Annotated in this window: 9 protein-coding genes and 2 pseudogenes; 8 read left to right on the top strand and 3 right to left on the bottom strand. The window is 31.6% G+C overall.

Going from position 1 to position 15,047, the window contains the following annotated elements:
- Positions 1-63: 63 nt before the first annotated feature.
- Positions 64-3,234, top strand: coding sequence for an ATP-binding cassette domain-containing protein (locus tag LMD38_RS14240; protein ID WP_061182909.1), 3,171 nt, complete (start codon positions 64-66; stop codon positions 3,232-3,234).
- A gap of 380 nt (positions 3,235-3,614) precedes the next feature.
- Here the strand turns inward: LMD38_RS14240 and LMD38_RS14235 are convergent, their stop codons facing one another.
- A complete protein-coding gene (locus LMD38_RS14235) occupies positions 3,615-4,841 on the bottom strand; it encodes an MFS transporter (protein WP_016717547.1) in 1,227 nt (408 codons plus the stop codon).
- A 449-nt stretch (positions 4,842-5,290) separates the two neighbouring features.
- Between LMD38_RS14235 and LMD38_RS14230 the strand changes: the two genes are divergently transcribed.
- The 6 genes and pseudogenes from LMD38_RS14230 (at position 5,291) to LMD38_RS14205 (ending at position 11,597) form a co-directional block, all read left to right on the top strand.
- A complete protein-coding gene (locus LMD38_RS14230; RefSeq protein WP_016717548.1) occupies positions 5,291-6,154 on the top strand; it encodes a serine/threonine protein kinase in 864 nt (287 codons plus the stop codon).
- 52 nt (positions 6,155-6,206) lie between these two features.
- Positions 6,207-6,960: pseudogene (locus LMD38_RS14225) on the top strand (class I SAM-dependent methyltransferase).
- 193 nt (positions 6,961-7,153) lie between these two features.
- Positions 7,154-7,948, top strand: a complete 795-nt coding sequence (locus tag LMD38_RS14220) for a VOC family protein (RefSeq protein WP_016717549.1) — start codon at positions 7,154-7,156, stop codon at positions 7,946-7,948.
- 116 nt (positions 7,949-8,064) lie between these two features.
- Entirely contained in the window at positions 8,065-8,817 is a 753-nt protein-coding gene (locus tag LMD38_RS14215) for an aminoglycoside phosphotransferase family protein (protein WP_062822435.1), read from the top strand.
- A gap of 117 nt (positions 8,818-8,934) precedes the next feature.
- The gene (locus LMD38_RS14210) at positions 8,935-9,735 is read left to right on the top strand and encodes an ABC transporter ATP-binding protein (RefSeq protein WP_000847755.1); all 801 of its coding nucleotides are present in this window, start codon (positions 8,935-8,937) and stop codon (positions 9,733-9,735) included.
- Positions 9,720-11,597: a hypothetical protein gene (locus LMD38_RS14205; protein ID WP_016717550.1), complete on the top strand. Its 1,878-nt coding sequence runs from the start codon at positions 9,720-9,722 to the stop codon at positions 11,595-11,597. The genes LMD38_RS14210 and LMD38_RS14205 overlap by 16 nt, the downstream gene beginning before the upstream one ends.
- Before the next feature lie 76 nt (positions 11,598-11,673).
- Here LMD38_RS14205 and LMD38_RS14200 read toward each other — a convergent pair.
- Positions 11,674-11,892 (bottom strand): annotated as a pseudogene (locus tag LMD38_RS14200) (protein kinase); the annotation flags it as partial.
- Positions 11,893-12,114: 222 nt separating this feature from the next.
- Between LMD38_RS14200 and LMD38_RS14195 the strand changes: the two are divergent.
- A complete protein-coding gene (locus LMD38_RS14195; protein WP_062822434.1) occupies positions 12,115-13,209 on the top strand; it encodes a helix-turn-helix domain-containing protein in 1,095 nt (364 codons plus the stop codon).
- A 14-nt stretch (positions 13,210-13,223) separates the two neighbouring features.
- Here LMD38_RS14195 and LMD38_RS14190 read toward each other — a convergent pair whose 3' ends face one another.
- Entirely contained in the window at positions 13,224-14,915 is a 1,692-nt protein-coding gene (locus LMD38_RS14190) for a M3 family oligoendopeptidase (RefSeq protein ID WP_016717553.1), read from the bottom strand.
- Positions 14,916-15,047 lie beyond the last annotated feature (132 nt).

Genomic DNA, 15,047 nt, shown 5'->3' with positions numbered 1-15,047 from the left:
ATTCATTGTGTAATTATTATATTGCAAATATGATTTTAATGAGAAATAAGAATAGAGGTTAATATGAAGGTAAACCAATTAATTGCTAATAACATAAACAAATTAGATACAGTCATTCCATTTAATAAGTCTTTTGGAATCGCTGGTTTATCAGGATCAGGTAAAACAACTTTTTGTCAAACAATTGGTGAAGAATCAAAAAAACGATTAGTTTCTTTATTACCAAAGGCTGAATATCAATATTTATTTCCTAATATCATGGAAACGAATTTTAGTGCTATTAAGATGGAGGATATGCCTTTAGTACTTTTTCTGGGGAAATCATCAATTTCTTCTAATCCACGTTCAACGCTAGGTACTCATACTGGTGTTTTCACTGAAATTCGCGAAAAACTTGCTGACGTATTTCATCTTTCCCCTGAGGTTTTTTCATTTAATAACCAGTTAGGTTGGTGTTCTGGTTGTAAAGGCCGAGGTACTAATAAAAATATTGAGTGTAAAAAATGTAAGGGAAAACGTTATAGTGAAGAAATTGAACAACATACTATAGATTTATTTGCTAAACCACATACCATTTCAAATATTAATGATTTAAGTGTTGAGTCTATTCTTTCGCTAGCGGAAGTGTTAAATATTAGTGAAGCAAAGCAACATATATTACAAAACATAATAAATATGAACATTGGTTATTTAACATTAAATCGAATAATGGGTACGTTGTCAGGTGGAGAGTTAACACGACTATATTTAGCTGAATTCATGGCAGTAAGTGAAAATGCTGTAATTATTATTGATGAGATTTCAGTTGGACTTGATCATGGAACATTATTACAAATATTAGAAGAGATCAAGAAATTAGGGTGTAAAAATCAAATTTGGCTTATAGATCATTCAGATACAGTACTGGATACAACAGATGAGCAATTGTTCTTTGGACCTGGTAGCGGAAAATATGGTGGACAAATTGTGAAAGAATCACCAAGACCAAAATCAATACTGTGCGATCTAAATAAAGAAGTACCAACAGAATATTATACATTCCAAGAATTATATTGCCGTAATATCCAAATGGTGGAGTTTCAGATTCCTAAAAATAGGCTTGTAACAGTTACAGGAGAATCTGGTTGTGGGAAATCTACTCTTGTCAATGAATGTTTAGCTACAGATTTCTTGAAACGATATCCAAAAGATAAACTAGTTATGGTAGGGCAAGATCGAAATCAATCCATTACAAGTCGATCAACTGTAGCAACTTTTCTAGATATTAAAAAGAAACTAACAAAGTATAGTGAAGAAATTGATAATATTTTTGAGCGTTCGATTGAAGATATTATTGGTGAACTTCCAAATGAAGATATTGCGTATAAACGCTTGAGTCTACTCATTAAATTAGGACTTGGTTATTTAACGTTAGAACGAAAAACACAAACATTATCAACAGGTGAGTTTCAATGTGTTCATTTAGTTTCGGAGTTATTTGCAAACACTAGAAATCCACACACATTATTTATTTTTGATGAGCCTTCAAAAGGTTTATCACAAAATATTTTAAATCAATTTATAGATAGTGTTAGAGGGATATTGCAAGATGAATCAGTCTCTATCATCATGATTGAACATAATAGTTACATGTTAGAAAGCTCTGATTATATTGTAGATTTTGGGAAAAGACAGCTTGAATCTATCAATCATCTTGATGTAGTAAGTCATGAAGATTATTATCGTCAAAAAAGCAGTGTGAATAATGCTGAACAAATACATATTTCTTCAGCCCTTAAGCAGAAGGAAGGCGTTCATTATTTAGAAGAAGATCATATTAACTATTTTAAAAATGCTGAAAACATTTATAAGGGTGGTATCTTAAAAAGCTTATCATCAATGGCGCGTTTAATTTATGGTGAATATGAATCTGATACAATTGCACCGGTTATTGCTATTGATTTTGAGAGGCATTTATATAGTCAATATAGTTTTTTATATGAGGTTGGTGGACTAATTAATCATATTGTAGCTGCTCATCCAACTAATAAAGATACGAGAAGTTTTGATTTCTATTCACAGGACAACCATTGTCCATCTTGCTCTGGACGTCTTCAAATTGAAGTTTTCGATAAAGATATTACAATTCAAAATAAAAACGTTCCATTTTGGGATGGTTTATTCGATCCGGAAATCATGAAAGTATTAAAATTTTATCAATATGAAAAAATAGAATTTCTATTTGATGAAATTAAACATGAGCTTGGTCAAGATTTGTCAAAGAGCTATAATGAAATGTCCGAAGAAGAAAAGCATACGTTTTGGTACGGGTATTTTGAAAAATCATTTTATGATAAAAAAGGAAAGACACGCAGAACATGGGTAGGTTTTAATACGATTATTGGTGGATATATTGTTATTTCAAAAGCACCTATTAAAGAAGAAATTAAGACTTCTAAAGAAATGGTGACATGTCCAATTTGTGAAGGGACGGTTTTAAATCATCATAAACCACTTAAATTTGGCAACTCAGATATTCGTGAAATTATCAATCAGCCAGTTGATGAAGTGTTGAAAATAGTCGGTGATTTACCTGCACTTCATAAATTGAAGGATATAGTTGGTGGCGATATGAGATTGACAGAAGATGTTTCTTTATTGCCAAGAAAAGTACAAGTTGCATTGAAAATGTTTGAATTAGAACAGGCAAGCTTTTCAAACTATGAAATAGTGTTACAAAATGTCTTACCATTCTGGGATAAAATAAAAGGAAATATCGAATTCATTAGTGGTAATAATCAAGTAACTGTTTGTGATTTCCCTAATGTTTATGAAACGAGAGAAAACATGATAGATAAGTATTTCACAAATGGTAAATATAAAAAACTTACGTATGTATACGAAGCATTTGGATATAAAAAGTTAGTTACCCAAATTAATAAAATTAAAAAAGGTTATCCATGTCCATTCTGTAAAGGAAAGAAAGTTATAACGGAAGATAATTTGCATGATGGTGTCTTTAAATTAACAATTCCATGTGTAACTTGTAATGCAAGTGGTATTAATGACGAAGGACTAAAAAAAGTTGTTGAGGGTGTGGATGTACAAACATGGTTAACTGGAAAAGTTAGTGATGTTGTGGATGAGAGCTTATTAACAGAGGCTGTTGAGCAAATACCAATTTTTAATCGTATTCGTGAATTGGATAAACGAGATATGATGGCGGTTTATGAATGTCTTGAGCGTAATCAGTAAAGTTTTATTAGCTTATGTGTTATTAACATAACTTATATAAAATGTATATTCTTTATAATATATATTAACACAGTATGATTAATACAAGGTAATGAAAGAAGATTCAATTTCTTAATGTTAAAATTAAGAAATTGGATCTTTTATTATTTTTATGTTCCGCATACAATGTTTTTTACTAAGAAAAGAATTATGGAAAGGGAAAGGAGGAGAGATGGAAAACTAAAAAGAATAAACAGAATAAACAGGTGATATAATTATGTAATTATTATATTATAAAATCGATTAATAAGCATAAAAATAGTTCTTAGGTTATATTGTTTTCTTTATCAACTTATCCGTAATTACAATTAACCAATCATACATAATTATCTCTCCTTCTATTATAGTTTTCGTATTGGACTATATAGTGCAATAAAAACTTCAACTAGCTTCGTGAAAGCAGCTAAAGCAAATACAAGTACTGGATTATAGGCTGAAATAATACCTCCTACTAATGCCCCGAGTGGCATAGCTAATCGTGTAAGTACACGTGAAAACCCTAAAACCCTTCCTTGCATATTTGATGGAACGGTTTCCTGGCGAACTGTGGCTACAATTGTATTCCATGCAATATTGCAAGTCATTGCAATACCGAAAGCAATTCCAGGAACGAACCAATATGTATTCCAAAGTGCAAAAGTTAAGCCAATTGCTCCAACAAATAGGAGTAAAGGAATTAGTATGCCGCGCTGCAACCTTTTTTCTAAAGGAACTGCAATAAAGCTTCCTAAAAGACCACCTATTCCAATTAATGAATAATTAACCCCACTTTGTTCTGGGGTAAGTTGTAATGTGGATAATAAATAATACATGAATATACCTAAAACTGCACTTGCTCCAAAGTTTCCTATCATAGCTTGAAAAGATAAAGCTAAATTTAAGTGGTCATTTTTGAGCCATTTAAATCCATTAACCAAATCAGATAGTATATTTTGAAGTGTATTTTTATCTTCACATTTTTTATTTGTGGTTTTCATAGACGGTAATAACATCACAGCAACTAATGTTGCAATAAATGAAAGAACATTAATCCAAAGCAACTGAAAGCCGCCAATAAAAGAAATGAAGACCCCAGCTATCATTGGACCAAATAAACTAGCCAATTGATTGACCATTTGATAGAAAGAATTGGCCTTCGTTAAGGATGCTCCAGCAATTTGCGGAATGACTGTAACAGTTGTTACATCAAAAAGCATGGACATAACTGCTAACATAAAAGTAATTATGTATAAATGCCAAATTTCTAATAGATGTAATGAATGTAGTATTGGAACAAGACTTACTAAAATAATATTGGTAATATCCGCTACCAAAAGTAACTTTTTTCGATCATAACGATCAATTATTACACCAACTAAAGGACCAAATAAAACGATTGGCAATACGTTAATAGCAAATAAAGAACTCATAATGACAGCTGAACCGGTTAATTGATAGGCAATCCAAGGTAACGCAAAAGTATACAATGAGTCCCCAATTCGTGAAATGAGTAAACCAAAAATAAAAATCTTATATTCTTTAGAAAAAGTTGTCTTTACGGTAAGGCTACGTCCTTGTATAGGTTTCACACTGTTTATACCACCTTTATGATAGAGGAATTTGAAAATCATCCGTCCAATACTTGTTATATATATAATTCTGTAATTTTTTGGTGAATCCTATTTTTTGCATGTATTTTAAGGAGGAAATAAAAATGAAGAATATAAAAGGAGTCTGTACTGTTTTATATAGTATGTATGGTTGGGAAGAGATGTAGATTATACATGTAAATAAACCATAAAAATGTTATGTAAACTATTTGTGCATATGAAATATATTTTCCTTATAATTTGTATTTTATAATATATAATAGAAAGTAAGAACATTTTGGTAGTTATTGAATGAAATTAAGAGCCTGTATTTGAAAGGAGTGATGTTTTATGAACAAACAGAAGAAAATCAAGCATGAGGTAAAAATAATTTGAGTATGCGTATCATACCTCTATAAACTACGTTCGCTCAAAGCTAGGAGCAGCGCATGATAAAAATTACAATAGGAAAAAATCAATACCCAATAACATTAGCTGAGGAACATAATTTTGATTGGTTAAAGGGGGTAGAAGTATTTACTGTTTTTGATCAGCAAGATTCAGGAAATATTAGCTTTGGTATTATTGAAAATGGACATCGTTACTTTTTGAAGTATGCCGGTGCACGTAATTTAGAGTACAAAGGTAATGTAGCGGATGCAATTCAACGATTAATGAAAGCAAAAGAAATATATGAACAAATTCAACATCCTTTACTAGTTCCATATATTAATTGTATTCAAATGCAAAATGGGTTTTGTTTAAAGTTTCATTGGATAGATGGGGAATGCATGCACAATCATTGGGACTTTACTCCGTTTGAAAAGCACCATTCACCAAATTCACCTTTTGTTAAGTTAAGACAATTATCCGTGATGGAGAGACTTAACATATTGACTCAGATTTTTGAGTTTGCAACCTATGTGGAGTCACTAGGCTATGTCATGGTTGATTTTTATGACGGTAGTATTTTATATAATTTCGAGCAATCAAAATTGATGATTTGTGATATTGATTTTTTTCAAAAAGCACCAGTGTTTAATGAAATTGGGGAGAATTTTTGGGGTACAGCTCGCTTTAAAGCACCAGAGGAATATGAACTGTATGCACAAATTACAAGCGAAACGAATGTGTATGTATTAGCTGGAATTGCTTTTTCCTTTATCGGTGGAAAAAATGATAAAAGCTATGAAAAATGGGAGAGCTCACAAGAATTATATAATATATGTAAAAAAGCGCTGCATAAAGAAAAAAGTAAAAGATACCGCACTATTCAAGCGTTTTATGAAGCTTGGCTTACAAATATAGAATAAATAATCAATATTCATTTTAATTTATATGTATCAACAAAGGGGAACACATAAAATGAACGAATTAGAGTACAAAAACTTTTATGATAAAGTAGGAAGATTAAATGGATGGGATTTTGGTAAGATAAAATGTGAAACTGCAGGAGATTCAGGGGACTTTTATAGAGAGGTAAAAGAAAGATGCAAACCATCACATATTTTACTTGATGTTGGTACAGGCGGAGGAGAAAATGTACTTAATATAGCATCATCAGCTAAATCTTTAATTGGAATAGATAATTCTAACGGAATGATTGAAAAAAGCACATTCCAATTTGAGAAAATCAGGTGTACAAAATGTTGAGTTTCTGCAAATGGATTCTGAAGCTTTAACGTTTCCACATGTTTATTTTGATATTGTTTCAAGTTGTCACGCACCATTTGCAGCATCCGAATTAGCAAAAGTAATGAAACAAGGTGCTTTTTTCTTAACACAACAAGTAAGCGAACATGATAAATTAAATCTTAAGGAAGCATTTGGGCGAGGACAATGCTTAGGTGAAAGAGATGGTACATTAAAAGAAAAGTATATGAGTGAACTTATTAGTGCAGGATTGGAACTCGTGCAAGTACGTGAATATGATGTTACTGATTATTACAGTACGGCTGAAGATTTCATTTTCTTATTAAAACATACGCCTATTATTCCTAATTTTGGAGAAGAGGAAGAGGATTTTAATATTTTGCAAAAGTTCATTAAAGCTAATAGTTCTGAAAAAGGGATTCGTACGAATTCAAAAAGATTTATGATTATTGCTGTAAAATCATAATATGTTTTGTTGTAAAAGCTGCTCTTCGTTTAAGAAAAGGCAGCTTTTTGTATGGAAACAATGCAGGATAAACTTAAATATTCATACTAAAGTTGTAGTTTGTATTTGAAAAATCCATCCTTCCGTTTGATTCTATCTATTTATAAATGTAATACAATACAAATAGATAATAAGAAGCAAGGGGGTATGCAATGTGATTACACATATATCAGATATAAAACTACAAACAGTTTCTATAGAAGGGGTAAAACAAGTTTATAAGGACATATTATCTTTTCCAATAAAAAAAGAAACGGCATCATTTATTCAATTTAAAGTAACACCTTACACAACAATTAGTTTTCAAGAAGTATACGAACCAATCGCTCCAGCACATTTCGCCTTTGAAATTTCATATTCAAAATTTCATGAAACAGCAAAATGGCTTGAAAAGTCTGGGTTACTTATTGTGAAATGGAAAGATGGAAATACAATTGGTGAGGAGAACGAGCTATTCAATTTATACTTTAAAGACGGAGATGGAAATCTACTCGAAATTATCGCGCATAGTTATGTTAAAGAAGAGGTATTAGTACCGCAGTCACCTTTAAACATTTTATATATAAGGGAAATTGGTCTTCCTGTTAAAAGTGTACCTATTTTTAGGGAATGGCTGAAATCAAATTTAAATATGAAAACGATGGAAGACGGGGATATTTTTAACTTTGTAGTTGGCGGCACTGCATATATCGTCGCAACTTGGTGGCAGCGACCTTGGATCCCGATTGCGATGAAAGCTTTACCACCGAAAGTACATGTTTCTTTTGGAACACCAGACGTCGCATTTTTACAGCGAATCCAAAATAACTTTAAGAAAAATAGTGTACTATTTGAATGTAAACGTAATGAAGTATCATTTATTGAGCAAGGATATACATTTTCAATTGTGCATACATCAGAGTTTCATTCTGATATTCCTAAACAATTAAACTTACCGCTTTCTATTTAATGATGGAAAGCGGTAAGTTTTTTATATTTTCGTGGAGAAGGGTTTCAGCATAATTACACTGAATTTATAGAGGAGTATAATGTATTAGCTTAATTTATAGTAAGGAGATAAATGAATTGAATCTAGGAAATCCGATAGCAAAAGGGAACACAGCGGAAATTTATCTATATGATAATAAGATTATGAAATTATTTAAAGATTACCTCCCAAATACAGAGTCTATGAATGAAGCAAAAAAACAAAAATATGCTTATTCATGCGGGCTGCCAGTTCCAAACGTATTTGAAGTGACAAAGATACAAAATAGACAGGCAATTATTATGGAATACGTAAAAGGGGACAGTATTGGTGATCTCCTACTTAATAATCTAAATGAGGTAGAGTATTATATAAATATTTGTGTGAATGAACAAAAAAAGATTCATGCTATACATGTGAATACAGATGAAATGGAAGCAATGGGGGAAAGGCTAGAGCGTCAAATTAAATCTGTACATAAATTGGATGAAAAACAAAAGGAAAGTATATTGAATAAGTTACATTCAATCAAATTTGATCCTAGATTATGCCATGGCGATTTCCATCCATTTAATCTAATTTTAAGTGAAAAGAATGTAAGTATTATAGACTGGGTAGATGCTAGTTCAGGTGATATTCGTGCAGATGTGTTTCGAACATACTTGTTGTACTCACAATCTTCGGTAGAATTAGCTGAAAAGTATTTGCATATTTATTGCAGAAATACTGGATTATCAAGAGATGAGATTTTTCAATGGGCACCTATTATTATTGCGGCTAGAATATCTGAAAATGTAACTGCTACAAACATTGAATATTTAAATGATTTGGTAGCGCAGTATTGTAATTAAAGAAAAGCTCTTCCTAAATTCATTTTTTATTATATCCGTTCTAACAATGCAAATGGATGAGTAAGGTTATTGAGATTTGTAATTGGGTATTACATTTGTAAAGAAGGAGTCCATTTTATGAAAACTGGTGAACCAATTTCAATGCATACTGAATTTGAGCAAGTTGCTCCAGCACTACAGCTTTTGAAACTATATAAGCGTTTCGGAGAATTTATTGCAGTTAATCATATTGATTTAGTTGTGCCAAGAGGATCTTTTTACGGAGTTGTTGGGCCTAATGGAGCAGGGAAAACTACATCTTTATCGATGGCCGTTGGTTTGTTACGACCAGATAGTGGGAGCGCAAAAGTTTTTGGAATTGATGTTTGGGGTAATCCAAAACAAGCTAAAACATTGATTGGGGTATTACCAGATGGGTTAGCTTTACCGGAAAGACTTACTGGTCGCGAATTATTAACATATATGGGATTGTTAAGAGGAATGAGTGCTAAGGAAGTTGCTCAGCGGACAGAAGAATTACTTACAATATTAGAGTTAAATAATACTGAGGGGACTTTAGTTATTAATTATTCTACTGGTATGCGCAAGAAAATTGGCCTTGCACTTGCACTTCTTCATGCGCCGAAATTACTCGTTCTCGACGAACCGTTTGAGGCGGTAGACCCTATTTCTGCAGCTACTATCAAAAAGATTTTACAGAAATTTGTTAGTTCGGGTGGTTCTGTAGTATTTTCAAGTCACGTCATGGCGTTAGTTGAACAACTTTGTGATCACGTTGCAATTATTTCAAAAGGTAGAGTGGTTTCTTCAGGAACAATGGGAGAGGTTTGCGGTGAAGAAACCCTCGAAGACATTTTCGTTCAGTTAGTAGGGATTCCTGCTGTTAAAGGAGAGGAACTGTCTTGGTTAGTGTTTTGATTCGAATGAAGTTATCTATCCTTAAAAATTCAATGAATAGTGGTAAAGCAGTTCTTTTCATTGTTACAGGAATAATTGGCTTATTAATTGCAATTGGAACCATGCTGCTTTTTTCTTTTTATCCTACGGAACAGAACGTTTCACAAAGTATTCTATACATTACATTTGCTCTGTGGACAGTAGGGTGGGTTTTGGGTCCAATTATCGCTGGGGGAGATGGAATATTACGTTCTGAATATTTCGTGTTGCTTCCATTTACTTCTTATAAACTTGCTAGGGCGTTACTTGTTGTAGCTTTTATAGGATTAGGACCAATTGTTAGTTTAATAGCCTTCATAGGACTATTCATTTACGCAGCTAGGGTTAGCTTATCTGCAACTATAGTTGCAATTCCAGCAATTATTTTACAGTTAATATTTGTAGTATTGTTATCAAAAGTAGTAGTTAGTATTATTGGTGAGACGTTGAAATCAAGGATTGGAATGGAAGTGGGAGCAATGCTCTTTGGTTTCATTATAGCGTTTCTAAATGTGGGCTGGTATGTACTTCCTGCTATTAATAAGATGACACTTAGTGATTCAACTTTACTTTACATGTTTCCGTCTAGTTGGGCGATACTCGCTGTAGAGTATGCAATTCAATCCAATTGGTTATTAGTTCTTGTTTTTTTAATTGTTCTAACAATATTATGTGGATTGCTGTTTTTTATATGGGCTACATTATTAATGAAAAGTACAGAAACTAAGAAAATCGAAGGAAGGATTACTACTAATAAACATAGAAAAGCTTTACGTTTCTTTTCAGAAACGAAAATTGGAGCAACAATTACGAAAGAATTAAAAAGTTGGAGAAGAGATCCACAACGTGGCCGTTTCCTCCGAATGGGTATTTGGATAGGGGTATTTTATGGTATTTTAGTTACAAGCGCTAATATATCGTACTTAATGCCTTGGGCAGGGATAATTATGATTGTATTCACAAGTATGTTTTCCTGTAATATATATGGTTTTGATGGGAGTGCATTATGGTTAACTTTGACGACACCTGACGCAGAACGAATTGATGTGCGTGGTCGTCAATTTGCATGGTTGATAGCAGTTGGTCCAATTGCAATTTTAGCAACAATTATTTTCACAATTTCTAGCGGGCTTACTTTCATTTATCCTTGGGTATTTACAGTAATACCAGCATTACTTGGTGGAGCAGCAGGTCTAATTATGTTATTTTCTGTATTTAACGTAGTACCGATAACTGATCCTCATCGCCGCGGGAGAGGATCAGTTATCTCAGGTGATGATATGAATGCGAGTAAAATGTTTATAACAACGTGGTTAATGATGGTGATGGTAATGGCAACAACTATACCCGCTTTGTTAGTTGTATGGCTTGGGACATTACTACATGTACAGTTCTTACAATGGCTAGGTGTGTTGACTGGCATTTGTACAGGAATGTTTTTTGCTTGGTGGTTTGGGCGAATTGCTTACTTAAAAATTGAAAAAAGTGGATCTGAATTGCTATTTGAAATGAAGAATGGCATGAAAACATTGCGTGATGATAACAAAAAGAAAGGTAACAGAAAAGCGGTTGAATTACCTAAGAAAAAACTAGCTATTGTTGTTCTTTTAGTATTTATGGGTATCTTTTTTTTGATACATCAAAGTGTAGTCCCGTTAATTTTTGAGATATTTAGTATAGATGATAAAGTTCGTCTTTTCTTTCTACCGCGCTATGTTCCACATATTGTTCGTATTCCTATAATCATCCTATTTGCTATATTAGGTATAGCATCTTTGTATAAAGCAATTTTAATTAAGAAAACACATGGAAAGGAACATCGATTTATAAAAGACGAAATGTAGAATACCATTTAAAATAATTTGGTAATTATAGGATGTTGTTCAACTATCATTACCATGTAGTTGAACAACACTTCTGTTAAATATTAATGAGAGAACGATTAGTTTCGATCTTCATCCTATAAAGGTTCATTATCCGTACTTGTTCCTCAGTTAATTCTTCTTTATCCCAATACATATGCATTAAGCTATATTCAAAAATCTCCTTTAATTTAATAAATATAGGCAACTGGTCTATCATCTTTTTAGGCAGTTCCTTTTCCTCTTGATATCCGTCAAATATTGCTTTTGTAAATGAAATATGATGTAAATTGATCTTTAATAATTAGTTAGGTCTTACCAGCATACGAATGAACACTAAATTGAAAAATGAATAGAAGGTATGTCAAAATAAGATAGATAAAAATATAAGATTAATACACATATATAGATTTTACAGAATGGTTCATGTTATAAAACACAAGAAATATCAAAAGAATGAAACGCACTTCTCTTATACTTTTTATAAGGAGTGAAGGAAATGAATGAACATATACAGCAGATGATTGATTGGATTGAGCGCAATTTGAAAAAGGGATTTTCATTAGATGAATTATCTCGTTACATGGGGTATTCTCCTTATTATTGCTCTTTTAAATTTCATCAAGTAACGGGTTTCAGTATGAGACGCTATATTCTTCTTAGAAGATTGTATTTATCTACAGAAGATTTAAAGAATGGTAGGAAAATAATTGAGATCGCATTGGATTACGATTACTCTTCCCAAGAAGCTTATAGTAGAGCTTTCAAAAATGTTTTTGGAATGAATCCAAGAGAATACCAACTTAGCAAAATGACTATTCAATCATTTGTTAAACTAAATTTAAATAAAGAAGGGGCGTTTAATATGAATATTTCTAGAAAATTAGAGGTTGAACAGTTACGAAATAGGAAGAGTGAGCTATTTGATAAAGAAGTACTTAACATATTAAATGGTCAAGTTATGTATGAAGAATTTAAAAACGAAAAGTTAATGGGTGATTCTGATTATGCACCATTTAATGAGGCGATGTGTGTGAACCCCGCTACTACAAAAATTTTTGATGACGATTTTATTAAAACAAGAGCGGAAGGACACAACAGTTCCGTAGAAAGTTATACAAAAAAGGTTATAGATCCGCTAGAAAAACTTTTTACGAAAAAGTATAAATGTATTGTCTTATGGTTTGGTGAAGATATGTTTTGCCAAATGAATCTACTTACAATACTTTCATATCTTGAACAGTCTTATTATGAAGGGAAAGTATATTTAAATAGCTTCAGAGAGGATGAATTTAAAGTAAATCAAATTGAACTTGAATTAGGAAATTATTCTTCGGTATACAATGAAGTATTAGTAAATCATAAAAAGACTTTCTATAAGGTACCACCTGTAATGTATCAGACTATAGATCTATATTTAGAAATGCTAAAAGAAGACAATGCTGTAATGAAATTTATCTTTAAAAATAAAGACGTATCAACTCAAGAATTATTAACGAAGTTGCTTCATGTTTTTCCAACAATTGGATATGGAGATATTCAGTACATAGAACTGATTAATAAAATAAAGAAGAAAACTACACCTAAAATATAAGTGTAGTTTTCTTCTTATAATTGCTCAAGTAATTCTAATTCTTTTTCTACAAATGCCATTAATTCTTTAATTGTTTCGCCAGAAAAATCAAAACGAATTCCAGCTGCTTCATACACTTCTTTTATAGATTGCGAGCTTCCTAGTGATAATGCCTTTTTATAATTTTCTAGTGCTTGCTTTGGATCCTCTTTATATTGTTTATACATTTGTAATGCACCCAGTTGGGCGATCGCATATTCAATATAATAAAATGGTACTTCAAAAATATGGAGTACAGGTAACCAACTCGTTGCTATCCAGTTTTCGTAGCCATCAATATGTATGACGCTAGACTGATAATGTTTTTGAAGTTGTAAGTATTTTTCATTTCTTTCTTCAGAAGTATGACTTGGATTTTCATACAGCCAGTGTTGAAATTGATCGACAATAAGCATAATAGGTAAATATGAAATAACATCTTTAAAGAAGTTAATTTTTGCTTGTTTTAAATCTTTTTTGTCTGTATAGAAGGTATCCCAATAATTAAGCGAGAATAACTCCATTGTCATACTGGCTAGTTCAGCTGTTTCAGCTGGAATTTCTATATACTGTCGTATTTCTAATGGTTTTATGAGTTCGTTATGAATACTATGACCCATTTCATGTATAAAAGTGATAATATCATCTTGTGTATAATTTAAGTTCATAAAAATAAATGATAATTGTGAAGCTGGTAAGTACTCACAAAAGCCTCCAGATGCTTTTCCTTTGCGGCTTGTTAAATCAAGACAGTTATGTTTATACATTTGGTTTAAAAGTGCTGAAAATTCAACATCTAGTTTATTAAAGATATGAGTGCTCTTTTCCATTAAATCATTTTCATTTGCAATTGGTTTAAGTACTTTTTGATCTGGAGTTACAGCTGATACATCCCACGGGCGAAGCGTATCCACTTGCAGTTTCTCTTTTTTTTCTAGTAATATTTTATCTTTAAGAGGCACAACATACTTACGTATGGATTCAGCTAGTTCATAGCAATCTTTCGCTGAATAATCAAAACGCTCGTATTTTTTGAACATATAATCGCGATAATTCTCTAGTTGAATATTTTTTGCTTGTTGATGACGAATTTCAATTAATTGATTTAATATGTTTTGAAGTTCTTTTTCAACAGATAAAAATTGTTCAGAAATAATGGTTTTTGCCTTTTTACGGGTGTCACGATTCGAATCTTGTAAATAGGATTGTAATTCTGTTATCGTTTTTTCTTCTCCGTCCCAAATTCCAATTAATCCTCCAGTAATTTCAAAGTACTCTGTGACTAATTTGTCTTCTTGTATTTCTAATTTGATATTTTCCTCACAAAATAACTTTTGAGCATTTTTTATTTTTGCATTCAATAAACCATATACGTTAGAATCTAATTCCATTCGAAATGGTGACTCTAAATATTTATTATCCAATAAATTTTGGTACCGCTTTAAAAGTGGCTTTACAAATTGTTGATCATGTTCAAAAGTATCTTTTATTTCTTCATCATCCGTATTACATTGAAAGGCGATATAATGTGATTTTAATTGTTCTTCGATTTCCCAAATCACTTTTGACTGCTCTTTTAACCAATTTTCAAGGTCTAGTTTTGAAGAAATCATTTTATTTAATAAAGTCGAAAGCGTTTTTTCCAATTGTAGTACATTACTAATATCAATTGTATTTACATGTTGCATTATATATCCCTCACTTTTTATTTATTCATGAAGATATTCTATTTATTAATTGTAATTTCCTTTTTAAGAGGAGAAAATGTGAAATAATGTTAAAATTTGAAATTATAGAAGGTATTTATATGTGAAAGTAAA

The organism is Bacillus pacificus, from assembly GCF_020861345.1.
Classification (GTDB): domain Bacteria; phylum Bacillota; class Bacilli; order Bacillales; family Bacillaceae_G; genus Bacillus_A; species Bacillus_A pacificus.
This window is presented reverse-complemented; position numbering and strand designations above follow the sequence as displayed.

Bases quoted from the DNA above. Each gene is read 5' to 3' on its own strand.
- LMD38_RS14190 (WP_016717553.1), bottom strand. From the start codon at position 14,915: ATGCAACATGTAAATACAATTGATATTAGTAATGTACTACAATTGGAA.
- LMD38_RS14195 (WP_062822434.1), top strand. From the start codon at position 12,115: ATGAATGAACATATACAGCAGATGATTGATTGGATTGAGCGCAATTTG.
- LMD38_RS14230 (WP_016717548.1), top strand. From the start codon at position 5,291: ATGATAAAAATTACAATAGGAAAAAATCAATACCCAATAACATTAGCT.
- LMD38_RS14210 (WP_000847755.1), top strand. From the start codon at position 8,935: ATGAAAACTGGTGAACCAATTTCAATGCATACTGAATTTGAGCAAGTT.
- LMD38_RS14240 (WP_061182909.1), top strand. From the start codon at position 64: ATGAAGGTAAACCAATTAATTGCTAATAACATAAACAAATTAGATACA.